This is a genomic window from Oleiphilus messinensis, assembly GCF_002162375.1.
Classification (GTDB): Bacteria; Pseudomonadota; Gammaproteobacteria; order Pseudomonadales; family Oleiphilaceae; genus Oleiphilus; species Oleiphilus messinensis.
The window spans coordinates 196,219-210,445 of sequence record NZ_CP021425.1 but is presented as its reverse complement, the minus strand read 5'-3'; the positions used below and the strand labels follow the sequence as shown (position 1 = coordinate 210,445).

Below are 14,227 nucleotides of genomic sequence, written 5' to 3'. Positions count from 1 at the left end.
GAAATGAAATGTCCTGTTTGTGGTGCCGCTGATTTAATACACGACACGCGTGATATAAATTACAGTTACAAAGGCGAGACAACGACTATACCCAGTATAACTGGGGAGTTTTGCCCTGCGTGCTCTGAGTTTATTCTTGATCGAGATGAAGCGAAAATGTATGGAGACCAAATAAGACACTTTAATCAACAAGTTAACGCATCTATTATTGATCCGTCTTATATTTCTGAGGTCAGAAAAAAACTGCACTTAGATCAAAAACAAGCAGCGGAAATATTTGGAGGAGGAGTAAATGCTTTCTCTCGGTATGAGACTGGCAAAACGAAACCTCCTCTGTCATTGATTAAACTGCTGAAAGTTTTAGATCGTCATCCTGAGCTATTAAATGAAGTAAGAGCTATCTAATTTAGCTACTCAGTAGAGTGCAGGTCAGGTTATCGTTATTTGAGCCCCAACAATATTTGATCCGCTCTCGAATACGTTGTTTCTTTCTCTCTATCCTAAAGTTTAGAGGAAACAAACGGTGAATAAAGGTCATGAGTATGTAAGCTCATTGCATTGCCTCCAGCCAGAGGCTGTGTAACAACGACAATTTCAGTATGCGCTTCTTTTTCTAGCCAAGCAATTTTTGCTCACTTTTTAATCTATTTCAATTTCACTCCTTTTAAATCATAAAGTTATGAAATTAGCTGTTATTCGAAATGCCTATTTTTCCAGCTTTTTCTTCGACATTTGAGTATCCAAAGATGTTTTATCCAATACTTTCAATAAGATAGAATATCATAAAATGTTTTCCGAGCATGTCGTCGACTTTACATTTTCAAGAAATGAGCAAATCGTCTAAGATGAGCTATAACTAATTGACTTAAAGATATTTATAAGAGTATTGAGGAAGGAAGTTCCGAACTTTGCGTCGTCACAAATTCCGGCTTTGCTTTCGCATGACATGTCATTCGAATCAATTTATCGGACGGATTCCGGACAATTCGTCGACATTTTTTGTCGAAATCCTCAAATAAGAGGGCTTATTGCTTGGCTATATCAGCCCCAAAGATCATATAGGGAGAGCAGTCTGTCGGCTAATAACGACAGACATTCTGCCCATATCGTGGCCACTGCCAACCTGCTTTCCAACTCTGCCTCAGTACGAACGGATAACGAGTGCGGTGCAAACTTTATCAGTATTTCATCCGAAAGTGTTACTCTACCCAATATCTAGACCTAATTATTCTTGTAGTATAATTGTCAAATCGTACCTTATTGAAGGTCGGCCATCTATGTTTCCAAACTGATATACTCGGACGTAATAGACTGAGTTTGGGAGCAAATCAATTGATATTTGCTCGGCACCTAGTGAGGTATTCTTGTTTTGCGACAAGCCGACCTGATTCAATGACTCATCTAGAACTTCAAGATCTAGATCACCAACAGTTTGAGAGGTCACAGTATCTAGCCGAAATAATACAGGTATTGGCTCTTCTGAATCTTTAGTATTTAATAGTAAATAGTCTTCATTATCATTGGGGTAGGTAATCGTTCCAACTATCCCGGAATATACGATGGCAGGAGATATCTCAGGAGCGGTAATATAAAAATTGTTATCTGGCTCCAGATCCAATAGCGCGATATACGGTTCAGAAGGTATTAATCCGTAGTACATATATAAAGCCAAACATGTTAATTGATGGTGTTTCGAATAAGTAACAGTATCCAGCAGATTATCCGTTATCTGACTTGAGTATTCTATTTCAGCATGTTGTTCTACCAAGTTCGTATAAAACGATGCTAGCTCAAAACGATTTTCCACTACCTGCAGGTCTTTGTTTTGCGCACCATTTAGTACATCAAGAGTTATACTTTGGAGAGTTCTTCGCCCGCTCTCAAGCTCTTCCAGATAGAATGCTAACCCAGCGTCATCCGGGTCACGGCCAAACATTTGTCTAAATAAATTCTTAATCAATTCTTCATTCGATAAATCTCCAAATGCCGCATCAAACTCTTCAGAATTACCGAAAGCTTGAATGATGCGACTAATATCACCACCTTCTTGCTCCAATATCTCAGACCAATACTTTAATCCCTCAAAATCAGCAGGGCGACCATAATAGGCAATATAGGCATCTGCGACCTTACGCTCTGACTCTGTGTACTGCCTGGACTCGCAGTCATTTGCCCACAACTTCTGTGTAATGATTACACAGACAAACAAAACGACTACACACATCATCTTCAAAGGATTGCTCCAATAGTCCCTCAAGCACATTCCATTCATAGATATCCCCTAATTTACTAATCCAAAAATTCACTTCTGCCACGCAATCGGCCGTTTCTACACGTAATAAAGAAAGAAAAATTTGCGTTTCATTTCTGCTAAAAAGATCAGTATAGTCTATGTGCTAAAATATTAATTGAGGTTTTCCCAGAGGATATACGGCTGAACAAAAGGTAGAAATCAAATGACCTCAACCAAGCGAATAATGAATCTAAAGTGACTCAGTAAATCAGAATAGAGCAATCGGGTTAAGAAACTTTTAACCGGTGTTGGAGTTATCGTTCAGACCAAAACGCCTAGCGATCTCTGCGCGGAAAATGGTTTTCCCAGGCACTTGCAAAATTTAACAGGACCCCACTCTAAAATCACTGTATATTCAAACAGAACTGTCACTCTTCAAAGGATCTGAAGACATGCCAAAACCAAGGAAAGCACAAATTTCTCTCGATGCAACGCCCTACTACCATTGCATTTCCCGCTGCGTACGTCGCAGTTTCCTTTGTGGTATTGATCAGTACACTGGTAAAAGCTATGAACACCGTAGACAGTGGGTCGAGGATCGTTTGATCCACTTGGCACGCACCTTTGCTATTGATGTCTGTGCCTTTGCTGTGATGTCAAACCACACCCATACGGTGCTCCGTATTAACGAAGCAAAAGCCGAAAACTGGAGTACAAGAGACGTTATTGAACGTTGGCACTGTATTTTTGCCGGAACAACGGTCTCTAAACGTTTTCTAAAGGGCGATACACTGCTCGAATGTGAGCTCAATCAAATCACTACTCTGGCTAAGTTATGGCGAGCGCGACTACAGGATATCAGCTGGTTCATGCGGTCATTAAATGAGCCGATTGCACGAGCAGCCAATCAGGAAGACCAATGCACCGGGCGATTCTGGGAAGGCCGCTTCAAATGCCAGGCACTACTGGATGAACAAGCTGTAGCGGCCTGTCTTGCCTATGTCGATCTGAACCCGATCCGAGCAGGCATGGCCAATTCACCAGAATCATCGGATCACACCTCCGTTCAAAAGCGAATTAGAGCAGCAAAATCAGACTCACCCTATCAACCGGATTACCTGCTCCCCTTCGTCGGAAACCCTAGAAAAGACCAGCCGGATGGACTTCAGTTTAATTTGCAAGACTACTTGGAACTGGTTGATTGGACCGGGCGCATTCAACGGGAAGACAAGCGCGGATCGATATCAACAACACTCCCCCCCATCCTGAAACGCTTGAACATCAACGAAGCACAGTGGATGCAACTCACCGGGAAAATGGAATCATTGTTTCCAACCTTCGTGGGCCATGCTGACCGGGTGAAAATCGCCAGTAAGACCCTTGGCCACCAGCGAGTTTCTGGTTTGGCGAAATATCGAAGTTTATTTTCGACTTAAGACACCCTCTTTTTCATCTCGTCTGAAGCATCACCGAGCAACTCGGGGACTCTTTACGCTCGAAATTTACCGTTCACGCCCCTTCCAGTACTATTCTTTCCACATCACCGCGATAGTTTTTCTTTTACCCGCAATTTGCGGCCGCTCAGCGCTGAGTGAAATACCTAATTGCGTAAACTACCGTTTGAAACTGACGAGTGGGTGTCTTCATAAAATATCTTTAAAAAGTGAATGTCAACAAATTGATCTAAAAGATGGATTTTCTGTCGGAAAACCAACGGGTAGGACATCACTTTTTAGCTTATTGGACAGAATATCGGTTAGAAACGCCACCAAAGACACATCAAATTTTTCATACTCATCTTGCCGAGCATCATTTATGACAATCGACCAGTTTTCGGGATCACCGTCAACTAACCAAAATAAAACATCACCATTGTCAGTCGCGGCAAAGGGTAATAACCCACGTGCAGCGGGAAATAACGAAAATATAGCAATTTCACTTGTATTTTTATCAAGATATTCAAAAACTTCTCTATAAGTTTCCAAACACTTAAATAAGTTTATATTTTGGTTTTTAGAAAAGGGATTAAAAATCCATAAAAAACTATCGACCGAACCTGTACCGTAACTAGTAATAAAGTCTTTATAGTCTTGAGGAAGCTTAATCCCTAGTTGATTTTCCACCGGATCCCAGTCTGTATCTGTTTCCAATGGATCCAGAGGAGGATTCAATATGTGTTTTAGATTTTCAATATTACTCATTTTTGTTTAGTCACATTCCTGGAGGATTCAAAACTGTTACATCAAGCTTAAACCCATTTATACCTCCATTAACGATTTAACAGGACACCCACTCGAAATATTGACCCACTCTAAAATTACTGTATATTCAAACAGAACTGCCACTCTTCAAAGGATCTGAAGACATGCCAAAACCAAGGAAAGCACAAATTTCTCTCGATGCAACGCCCTACTACCACTGCATTTCCCGCTGCGTACGACGCAGTTTCCTCTGCGGTATTGATCAGTACACTGGTAAAAGCTATGAACACCGTAGACAGTGGGTCGAGGATCGTTTGATCCTCTTGGCACGCACCTTTGCTATTGATGTCTGTGCCTTTGCTGTGATGTCAAACCACACCCATACGGTGCTCCGTATTAACGAAGCAAAAGCCGAAAACTGGAGTACAAGAGACGTTATTGAACGTTGGCACTGTATTTTTGCCGGAACAACGGTCTCTAAACGTTTTCTAAAGGGCGATACACTGCTCGAATGTGAGCTCAATCAAATCACTACTCTGGCTAAATTATGGCGAGCGCGACTACAGGATATCAGCTGGTTCATGCGGTCATTAAATGAGCCGATTGCACGAGCAGCCAATCAGGAAGACCAATGCACCGGGCGATTCTGGGAAGGCCGCTTCAAATGCCAGGCACTTCTGGATGAACAAGCTATAGCAGCCTGTCTTGCCTACGTCGACCTGAACCCGATCCGAGCAGGCATGGCCAATTCACCAGAATCATCGGATCACACCTCCGTTCAAAAGCGAATTAGAGCAGCAAAATCAGACTCACCCTATCAACCGGATTACCTGCTCCCCTTCGTCGGAAACCCTATAAAAGACCAACCGGATGGACTTCAGTTTAATTTGCAAGATTACTTGGAACTGGTTGATTGGACCGGGCGCATTCAACGGGAAGACAAGCGCGGATCGATATCAACAACACTCCCCCCCATCCTGAAACGCTTGAACATCAACGAAGCACAGTGGATGCAACTCACCGGGAAAATGGAATCATTGTTTCCAACCTTCGTGGGCCATGCTGACCGGGTGAAAATCGCCAGTAAGACCCTTGGCCACCAGCGAGTTTCTGGTTTGGCGAAATATCGAAGTTTATTTTCGACTTAAGACACCCTCTTTTTCATCTCGTCTGAAGCATCACCGAGCAACTCGGGGGCACTTTACGCTCGGGATATTTCGTTCACGCCCCTTCCAGCATTAAACTTGCCACCTCAACGCGATAGTTTTCCCTTTTACCTGCAATACGTGCTAGCTACGTACTGAGTGACATACCAAGTTCCGTAATCCGAGGTTTGAAACTTACGGGTGGGTGTCCTCGTTTTTCGGGGAATGTTCCTGTTCGCCTGCTGGAAGGGTTTACGGGCACCTTGCAAGCCGATGGGTATGCAGGTTATGCCAAAGTATGTCGTGAAAACGATATTACTCGTATTGGCTGTTGGGATCACGCCAGACGTAAGTATATTGAAGCCATCAAGGGTGCACCGAATAGCAGCAAAACTAAAAAAGGCAAAGTCAGCAAGGCCGACATGGCACTGAGTTACATTCGAAAGCTCTACGCAATAGAGCGCGAGATACAGGATCGAAAAGAGGCTGAACGGTACCGTGTCCGTCAGGAAATGAGTGTTCCACTGCTGAACGAATTCAAGAGCTGGCTGGAGAAAAACGTCAGCAAGGTCATGAAAGGATCGCTCACCCGTACGGCCATGGAATACACCTTAAACCAGTGGCCTTATCTGATAGGATATTGTGAGAAAGGCTATCTCAATATCAGCAATGCATTGGCAGAAAATGCGATACGTCCTTTTGCCATAGGCCGGCGCGCTTGGCTGTTTGCTGATACAAGCCAAGGTGCCAGAGCCAGTGCGACCTGCTACTCCTTGATCGAGACCGCTAAAGCCAACCAACTGGAACCTTCTGCTTACATCCATTATGTTCTGAATCGAATCGGTGAGGCGGATACGGTTGAGAAACTTGAGGCCCTGTTACCGTGGAATGTCGTGCTGGAATCTTCTTTAAAAAATGTGGCTCAATACAGTTAGGGGAAGTGTGTCGATTTAACGGCGCTTACAAAGGATTCGTTATAGGAAACTTAGAAACCAAAGATACATGATATGGGTTCGGCGAGGCTAACACATCACCCAAACTTGGTACCAAGATGCTGGACACATTATAAACAAGCATCAATAACATGCTACCGCATATTTAATTGATGATAAATTAGATTGCCTATTCACACTTTTGTATTTAAGTGGTTTTTCTTCATCCAATTTCAAAAACCGTCGGAGGATCAAAAATGGCAATCCCCACTCGACAAATACGCGCTATGTATGATGAAAATACAATTAGGGTGTACCAAGCATTCAGCGATTCAATAGCAAGCAGCGCTCTCGAAAATGGAAGATTTATTTCACCACCATTCAAAATGGGACGTATGACCTGGATAAAGCCCTCATTCCTATGGATGATGTATCGCTCTGGCTGGGGTAAAAAAGACGACAATCAAAAACGCATCCTAGCCATTGACATATCAAGAGCAGGATTTGAATGGGCCCTTGGTCATAGTTTACTCAGCCACAAAGCCTATTACTACCAGGATAAAGAAGAGTGGTTAAGGTTGAAAAATTCAACGCCAGTTCGAATCCAGTGGGACCCAGAGCGCGATCTAAATTTGAATCCACTAAGTCACAGAGCCATCCAAATTGGGTTAACCAACGAAGCCGTTCAACTTTATGTCAATAAATGGATCCAGAATATCGATGAAGTAAGTGAACTTGCAAAAGAAATTCACTCACTAGGAGTCTGTCGGATTGGCAAAACTCAAACCATCCTCAGTCACATAGCCGGTTGAATTTTAGTTGATCGAGCATATATCTAAGTCCGGGGCTTTTCGATAGCTTTGGAAACGAAAAATGCTTCCTACAAAGCTTTTGTTTACGACCTTAAGCCACCTTTAACGCATGAATTCGCTTCAGATTCCAAGCGAGACACACTAAACTCCATTCACTCTGCACTGAATCAAAACCCCTCAGTAAAAATTGACGAAAACCAAGAACATGCTTAATTATTCCAAAGACCGTTTCTACGGTGGACTTCCTTTGGCCGTATGCCTCTCGACCTGCCTTGGTTTGCAAGCGGTGTTTCATCGCCGCAACTGCTGTCGGATTCTCTGGCGCTTCCTGATCTTCGGCTAAGCGTTCCTTAAGCGGCAAATTGTGGTGATGGCGTTTTTCGGGTATTAAGGGCTCAACACCTGCCGATTCACATTTCTCGGTATTGGCTTCGCTAAAGTAACCCGTATCGGCAAGCAGTTGACGAACCGCCCCCAGGCTCTCCGGTAACTGATCAAGATTCTCCAGCGTGGAAGAGACTTCCAGTTTGTCATTTGGGGACTGACTCAGATGCTGCTCCACAATGAGATACGTTTCAATATCAACACCTGCCTGAGCGTTGTAAGCCTGCTCAAAGCCGCCCTGTGTCGGCATAATGCGCGACTCTTCATCTGTTAGATTAACTTGATCCTTGGGCAGCGGCCCTTCAGAAGGGGCGACAGGTTGACGCCCTCTAGGCTTTTTTCCCGTCTCTTCCTCATAGCATTTGCGCCGTTCCACCTTTTCTTCATATGCGGCTTGTTCACGTTCAAAGCGCTCTTTGGCGCGGGCCTGAATTTTCTTCTTGGCTTGCGCAATGGTGTTCAATCGCTGCTCGCGGCGCGCCAACTCTTCAGGCACGTTCATCTCTTCAGGTAGCGTAGCGTTGTCGGCCTCTTCAGCCTTTTGCATCAGTTCTACAACTTCCGCCTTAAGCTGCTCTTCCAGCTTGTTGGCATATTCCCAGCTCAGTGCCTTGTGCTTGCTGGCGTTGGCTTTGATTTTAGTACCGTCAAGGCTTACAGTGCCCAGCTTCAGTAACCCCATCGTTTCAGCGATTAGTAGAATATCGACAAACAATCCCTCGATTTCTTTTAGAAACCGCTTGCGAAAGGTGGCAATCGTGTCGTGATCGGGATAAGAATTTGCGCAGATGTAGCGCACAGCAATGGAATCGTATGCTGCTTTCTCCAACTTCCGGCTTGAGAAAACGCCGGTGGCATAGCCATAGAATAATAGTGCGACCAGCATGGCTGGATGATAAGGCTTTTTTCCTCTGCCAGAATAAACATCAGTGAATGCGCTTAAATCCAGTTGTTCGACAATTTCAACGACAAAACAGGCCAAGTGATCTTCGGGCAAATAGTCTTGTACGCTTGGGGGTAGTAAATAAGGAGTTTTTCTGTCTAATTGTTTAAACTGAACAGCCATATTTGTTCGTCTTATTTGTGTTTTTGGGATCTTCTATATTAACCGATTTGATGTGAATAATCCGACAGACTCCTAGTAGAAAACAATCGCCTAGAAGCAGCGAAACTTATATTGCCAAAGGAGACAGAATATCCAACGCCAACTCATTTAATAACTAACCTCATGATGGATTAATTAATCGAAGCACTTTATCCCTCATTTTCAGAAATTGCCAACTCCAAAGCAACTTTTGAATAGTTAATTCTACCATTTCGAGCAGGCTGCCTTTTTAGCTCATCCAAAGCGTAGGCTACTTGCACCATACATCCCTTTTTAAACAAGGATATATCCTCTTTTTTGTTTGAGTAAATCCCTATCGTCTCTGTAGTGCCATCACTTAAGCGCAAATCAACAGTATTATTGTCTTCAATGGAATCCTGTCCAGATACATAAGCCTGCGTAATCACACCAGAGATAATCGTTATAGGGATCTTTCCTTCTCGAATACTATTCCACCACTCATTTGAAGCAAAAAGACCATGACTCCCTTTAAGCCCCATGCGTGGTTTAGAAGAATCTAGAGTTAATTCATGGGCCAACCGAATACGATCGGGATTTTTCTTGAGATCCTCCGCTAAAGAATAAACCATCTTCAGTGGCACAGGAGAATCTTCCAGGTTTAAAAACATTTACTAACTCCTCTTTAATAAAGTGGCTCAAAATCGATAATATTTTTGTTGAATATTTCCAGAGCTCTACCTTGTCCTAGCTGAGTAGTCATTTGCCCTTTTTCTACTTTAAATCTAGCATGCGTTTGAACCCAAGGACCAGTTTGCGTCGATAAGTGCGGTAATTCAAATGCAGCAGGTTCATTTGCCGCTATTCCTATTTCCTGTAGTTGAGCAGACGTACCTGGTTTAGTGGTAATTCTAACAGTAATTCCATTATATTGACTTGAATATGCTAATAATGGAGATAGTGATGTTTCACCGGTATGAGCCAATTGACCTGTTTCCTCTAAAATTCGTAGATGCTGCTCAGACATAGTTCTGTACATGATTTCATTACCTTGAGAATCAAGCTCTAAAACTGTATCCAATGGATTTGAGGATCGCGAGAACGGAACGCCAATGCTACTCGGCGCACCTTTAAGCGATTTACCCGCCATGCGAAAAAAAGACCCAGGATTGAATAGAAAATCTGCGGTTCCAAGTAAAGGAGCCACTGACATAGCCATTCCGAACAAGTCTTGATCAGCTTGCGATATCGATACGTCATTGAACTCAGAATATAAAATCGATGGTGTTGATGCGAATGCCAGTCCTCTATTTACGATTCCAGCGGGAATATTATGGAAGGCCGCCTGAAAATCTAATCCTAAATCCGTAAACAAATCACCAGTGTATGTCGGAGTCCATGGATCAACAATATTTAACTCCGGAGCCCCTGCATCTGCGAAACCTGCATAGCGATAACCACTAGGATCAGTTGCACTCAACGGATTATTCAGCACATAAGAGTAACGATTGTAGTTCTGACTGTTATACGGATCTTGAATAAACGGATCAGGCGACAAAAACCGCCCAATGACCGGATCATAAACCCGCCCGTTCATATGAATTAAGCCGGAGTCTCCCAAGTGCTCATGATCTGTAAAACCACGATTTGTATAATCGCTGTTATCGGGATTACGCTCCCCGAATGGCTCAAATGAAAATTGTTGTATAGTCCTTCCATCTTGATCGCTCATTGCGACCACCGAACCTAGGTGATCCCGATGGATATAGTTATACTCCGTTTCAGTACCCTCAGATTTAACTAACAAAAAGTCATCAATGAAAACTTTCTGTGTTGTGATTGCACCATTTTCAACTTCTTCATAAAGTCCAGACCCAACGTAATACGTTATTTCACTTGTATCGGTTTCTTTTTTATACCTAGATCTCTCAGGGCCATATGAAAATATCGTGCTGGTTGATGCTGTCGAAATAACTTCCGGTTTATTGAAGGTTGTGTACATCACAGTGTAACGATCACTTTCAATCAAGTTACCGTTTAAATCATACTTGTAAACATTATCACTGGTGTTGGTTCCTGTTACAATTTAACTGGACACCCACTCGAAATATTGACCCACTCTAAAATTACTGTATATTCAAACAGAACTGCCACTCTTCAAAGGATCTGAAGACATGCCCAAACCAAGGAAAGCACAAATTTCTCTCGATGCAACGCCCTACTACCATTGCATTTCCCGCTGCGTACGTCGCAGCTTCCTTTGTGGTATTGATCAGTACACTGGTAAAAGCTATGAACACCGTAGACAGTGGGTCGAGGATCGTTTGATCCACTTGGCACGCACCTTTGCTATTGATGTCTGTGCCTTTGCTGTGATGTCAAACCACACCCATACGGTGCTCCGTATTAACGAAGCAAAAGCCGAAAACTGGAGTACAAGAGACGTTATTGAACGTTGGCACTGTATTTTTGCCGGAACAACGGTCTCTAAACGTTTTCTAAAGGGCGATACACTGCTCGAATGTGAGCTCAATCAAATCACTACTCTGGCTAAGTTATGGCGAGCGCGACTACAGGATATCAGCTGGTTCATGCGGTCATTAAATGAGCCGATTGCACGAGCAGCCAATCAGGAAGACCAATGCACCGGGCGATTCTGGGAAGGCCGCTTCAAATGCCAGGCACTACTGGATGAACAAGCTGTAGCGGCCTGTCTTGCCTATGTCGATCTGAACCCGATCCGAGCAGGCATGGCCAATTCACCAGAATCATCGGATCACACCTCCGTTCAAAAGCGAATTAGAGCAGCAAAATCAGACTCACCCTATCAACCGGATTACCTGCTCCCCTTCGTCGGAAACCCTAGAAAAGACCAGCCGGATGGACTTCAGTTTAATTTGCAAGACTACTTGGAACTGGTTGATTGGACCGGGCGCATTCAACGGGAAGACAAGCGCGGATCGATATCAACAACACTCCCCCCCATCCTGCAACGCTTGAACATCAACGAAGCACAGTGGATGCAACTCACCGGGAAATTGGAATCATTATTTCCAACCTTCGTGGGCCATGCTGACCGGGTGAAAATCGCCAGTAAGACCCTTGGCCACCAGCGAGTTTCTGGTTTGGCGAAATATCGAAGTTTATTTTCGACTTAAAACACCCTCTGTTTCATCTCGTCTGAAGCATCACCGAGCAACTCGGGGACACTTTACGCTCGGGATTTTTCGTTCACGCCCCTTCCAGCATAAAACTCGCCACCTCAGCGCGATAGTTTTCCCTTTTACCTGCAATACGCGCCAGATACGTACTGAGTGACTTACCAAGCTCCGTAATCCGACGTTTGAAACTTATAGGTGGGTGTCCTCGTTATTCCAACTGTTCCCATTTCAAAACTGAGGGCCGTTCATTGCTTGTAAAAAAACACTTTAGAGCGTTGTCTGCCAATGTAATACTTACTAAATTCCTTCCTAAATATTCTGACTCTTCGTTTCCATAACAAAACCATTCAGTACCAGGCTGTTCCCTTTCACCTAAACTAATTAAATATGGAGGATCAAGTGAGTCTTGGTAGGTTACCACAGACACATTTCTACCAATTCCAATTGCAATGGCGCGTTTGCTATTATCAAAAAATTCAACCATTGCAGGTGGATCTATTGTTTTTTTTAACCTATCAATTATTGTTCTCGCTTCATCATAAGTTGAAACTTCCTTACGAAAAGTCTGATTCCAATCTGTCCATTGAGCCTTAACTTTCAAACCATATTCCTCTTATCTAATCAAAATTTAACAGGACACCCACTCGAAATATTGACCCACTCTAAAATTACTGTATATTCAAACAGAACTGCCACTCTTCAAAGGATCTGAAGACATGCCAAAACCAAGGAAAGCACAAATTTCTCTCGATGCAACGCCCTACTACCATTGCATTTCCCGTTGCGTACGTCGCAGTTTCCTTTGTGGTATTGATCAGTACACTGGTAAAAGCTATGAACACCGTAGACAGTGGGTCGAGGATCGTTTGATCCTCTTGGCACGCACCTTTGCTATTGATGTCTGTGCCTTTGCTGTGATGTCAAACCACACCCATACGGTGCTCCGTATTAACGAAGCAAAAGCCGAAAACTGGAGTACAAGAGACGTTATTGAACGTTGGCACTGTATTTTTGCCGGAACAACGGTCTCTAAACGTTTTCTAAAGGGCGATACACTGCTCGAATGTGAGCTCAATCAAATCACTACTCTGGCTAAGTTATGGCGAGCGCGACTACAGGATATCAGCTGGTTCATGCGGTCATTAAATGAGCCGATTGCACGAGCAGCCAATCAGGAAGACCAATGCACCGGGCGATTCTGGGAAGGCCGCTTCAAATGCCAGGCACTACTGGATGAACAAGCTGTAGCAGCCTGTCTTGCCTATGTCGACCTGAACCCGATCCGAGCAGGCATTGCCAATTCACCAGAATCATCGGATCACACCTCCGTTCAAAAGCGAATTAGAGCAGCAAAATCAGACTCACGCTATCAACCGGATTACCTGCTCCCCTTCGTCGGAAACTCCAGAAAAGACCAACCGGATGGACTTCAGTTTAATTTGCAAGATTACTTGGAACTGGTTGATTGGACCGGGCGCATTCAACGGGAAGACAAGCGCGGATCGATCTCAACAACACTCCCCCCCATCCTGCAACGCTTGAACATCAACGAAGCACAGTGGATGCAACTCACCGGGAAATTGGAATCATTATTTCCAACCTTCGTGGGCCATGCTGACCGGGTGAAAATCGCCAGTAAGACCCTTGGCCACCAGCGAGTTTCTGGTTTGGCGAAATATCGAAGTTTATTTTCGACTTAAGACACCCTCTTTTTCATCTCGTCTGAAGCATCACCGAGCAACTCGGGGACTCTTTACGCTCGAAATTTACCGTTCACGCCCCTTCCAGTACTATTCTTTCCACATCACCGCGATAGTTTTTCTTTTACCCGCAATTTGCGGCCGCTCAGCGCTGAGTGGCATGCCCAATTTCGTAAACTGCCGTTTGAAATTTCGTTTGAAATTTACGAGTGGGTGTCCACATAAAAAATACGCACATAAAAAATACGACTTATAAAGTAAATAGATCTACACCCCATAAAGCTCGTCGACATTACGGTTTTCAGAAGTAGAAAGCTAACTTGAAATGCGGCTTAGATTTTTGATTTATAGAGGTTTAAGGGTGATTGGTAGAGATTCATTCCGAATTATTCGTAGACACGAATTCCGGATAATTCATTCGCATGACAAACGGAGAAAAAACAAAGGAAGTGGCGCGCCCGGAGAGATTCGAACTCCCGACCAAGTGGTTCGAAGCCACCTACTCTATCCAGCTGAGCTACGGGCGCTTAAGTAGAGGAGCGAGATTATAAAGGAGCCAGGCCGGAATGGCTAGCCCCTATGGGAAAAAGTTTGCG

12 protein-coding genes, 1 tRNA gene and 1 pseudogene are annotated in these 14,227 nt (G+C 43.8%); 7 read left to right on the top strand and 7 right to left on the bottom strand.

The window, feature by feature from the left end:
- The first annotated feature begins 3 nt into the window (after positions 1-3).
- Positions 4-405 (top strand): type II toxin-antitoxin system MqsA family antitoxin, encoded by a 402-nt coding sequence (locus OLMES_RS00915; RefSeq protein ID WP_087459514.1) that lies wholly within the window; start codon positions 4-6, stop codon positions 403-405.
- Positions 406-1,225: 820 nt separating this feature from the next.
- Here the strand turns inward: OLMES_RS00915 and OLMES_RS00910 are convergent.
- The gene (locus OLMES_RS00910) at positions 1,226-2,272 is read right to left on the bottom strand and encodes a DUF4214 domain-containing protein (protein WP_087459513.1); all 1,047 of its coding nucleotides are present in this window, start codon (positions 2,270-2,272) and stop codon (positions 1,226-1,228) included.
- 413 nt (positions 2,273-2,685) lie between these two features.
- Between OLMES_RS00910 and OLMES_RS00905 the strand changes: the two genes are divergently transcribed.
- The gene (locus OLMES_RS00905) at positions 2,686-3,669 is read left to right on the top strand and encodes a transposase (protein ID WP_087459512.1); all 984 of its coding nucleotides are present in this window, start codon (positions 2,686-2,688) and stop codon (positions 3,667-3,669) included.
- A 234-nt stretch (positions 3,670-3,903) separates the two neighbouring features.
- Here OLMES_RS00905 and OLMES_RS00900 read toward each other — a convergent pair whose 3' ends face one another.
- On the bottom strand, positions 3,904-4,434 hold the full coding sequence (locus OLMES_RS00900) for an SMI1/KNR4 family protein (protein ID WP_087459511.1): 531 nt from the start codon (positions 4,432-4,434) through the stop codon (positions 3,904-3,906).
- 164 nt (positions 4,435-4,598) lie between these two features.
- On the opposite strand from OLMES_RS00900, the gene OLMES_RS00895 reads away from it, so the two are divergent.
- From OLMES_RS00895 to OLMES_RS00885, 3 genes and pseudogenes are all read left to right on the top strand, one after another.
- Entirely contained in the window at positions 4,599-5,582 is a 984-nt protein-coding gene (locus tag OLMES_RS00895; RefSeq protein ID WP_087459510.1) for a transposase, read from the top strand.
- A gap of 206 nt (positions 5,583-5,788) precedes the next feature.
- A pseudogene (tnpC, locus tag OLMES_RS00890) lies at positions 5,789-6,514 on the top strand (IS66 family transposase); the annotation flags it as partial.
- Between the two features lie 254 nt (positions 6,515-6,768).
- Positions 6,769-7,323, top strand: a complete 555-nt coding sequence (locus tag OLMES_RS00885; protein ID WP_087459509.1) for a DUF4291 domain-containing protein — start codon at positions 6,769-6,771, stop codon at positions 7,321-7,323.
- A gap of 91 nt (positions 7,324-7,414) precedes the next feature.
- On the opposite strand, the gene OLMES_RS00880 is transcribed toward OLMES_RS00885, so the two are convergent.
- The 3 genes from OLMES_RS00880 to OLMES_RS00870 all read right to left on the bottom strand — a co-directional run bounded on the left by OLMES_RS00880 (position 7,415) and on the right by OLMES_RS00870 (position 10,772).
- The gene (locus OLMES_RS00880; RefSeq protein ID WP_087459508.1) at positions 7,415-8,773 is read right to left on the bottom strand and encodes an IS1182 family transposase; all 1,359 of its coding nucleotides are present in this window, start codon (positions 8,771-8,773) and stop codon (positions 7,415-7,417) included.
- Between the two features lie 188 nt (positions 8,774-8,961).
- Positions 8,962-9,441 carry a hypothetical protein gene (locus OLMES_RS00875; protein WP_087459507.1) on the bottom strand — a complete coding sequence of 160 codons (480 nt, stop codon included), beginning with the start codon at positions 9,439-9,441 and terminating at the stop codon, positions 8,962-8,964.
- Positions 9,442-9,455: 14 nt separating this feature from the next.
- Positions 9,456-10,772, bottom strand: coding sequence for an RHS repeat domain-containing protein (locus OLMES_RS00870; RefSeq protein WP_087459506.1), 1,317 nt, complete (start codon positions 10,770-10,772; stop codon positions 9,456-9,458).
- A gap of 172 nt (positions 10,773-10,944) precedes the next feature.
- Here OLMES_RS00870 and OLMES_RS00865 point away from each other — a divergent pair, with 172 nt between their 5' ends.
- The gene (locus OLMES_RS00865; RefSeq protein WP_087459505.1) at positions 10,945-11,928 is read left to right on the top strand and encodes a transposase; all 984 of its coding nucleotides are present in this window, start codon (positions 10,945-10,947) and stop codon (positions 11,926-11,928) included.
- Positions 11,929-12,139: 211 nt separating this feature from the next.
- Here the strand turns inward: OLMES_RS00865 and OLMES_RS00860 are convergent, their stop codons facing one another.
- The gene (locus OLMES_RS00860) at positions 12,140-12,532 is read right to left on the bottom strand and encodes an Imm1 family immunity protein (protein WP_087459504.1); all 393 of its coding nucleotides are present in this window, start codon (positions 12,530-12,532) and stop codon (positions 12,140-12,142) included.
- 115 nt (positions 12,533-12,647) lie between these two features.
- On the opposite strand from OLMES_RS00860, the gene OLMES_RS00855 reads away from it, so the two are divergent.
- Positions 12,648-13,631 carry a transposase gene (locus tag OLMES_RS00855; RefSeq protein WP_087459503.1) on the top strand — a complete coding sequence of 328 codons (984 nt, stop codon included), beginning with the start codon at positions 12,648-12,650 and terminating at the stop codon, positions 13,629-13,631.
- 450 nt (positions 13,632-14,081) lie between these two features.
- Here the strand turns inward: OLMES_RS00855 and OLMES_RS00850 are convergent.
- Positions 14,082-14,158: transfer RNA gene (locus OLMES_RS00850), tRNA-Arg, on the bottom strand.
- Between the last annotated feature and the right edge of the window lie 69 nt (positions 14,159-14,227).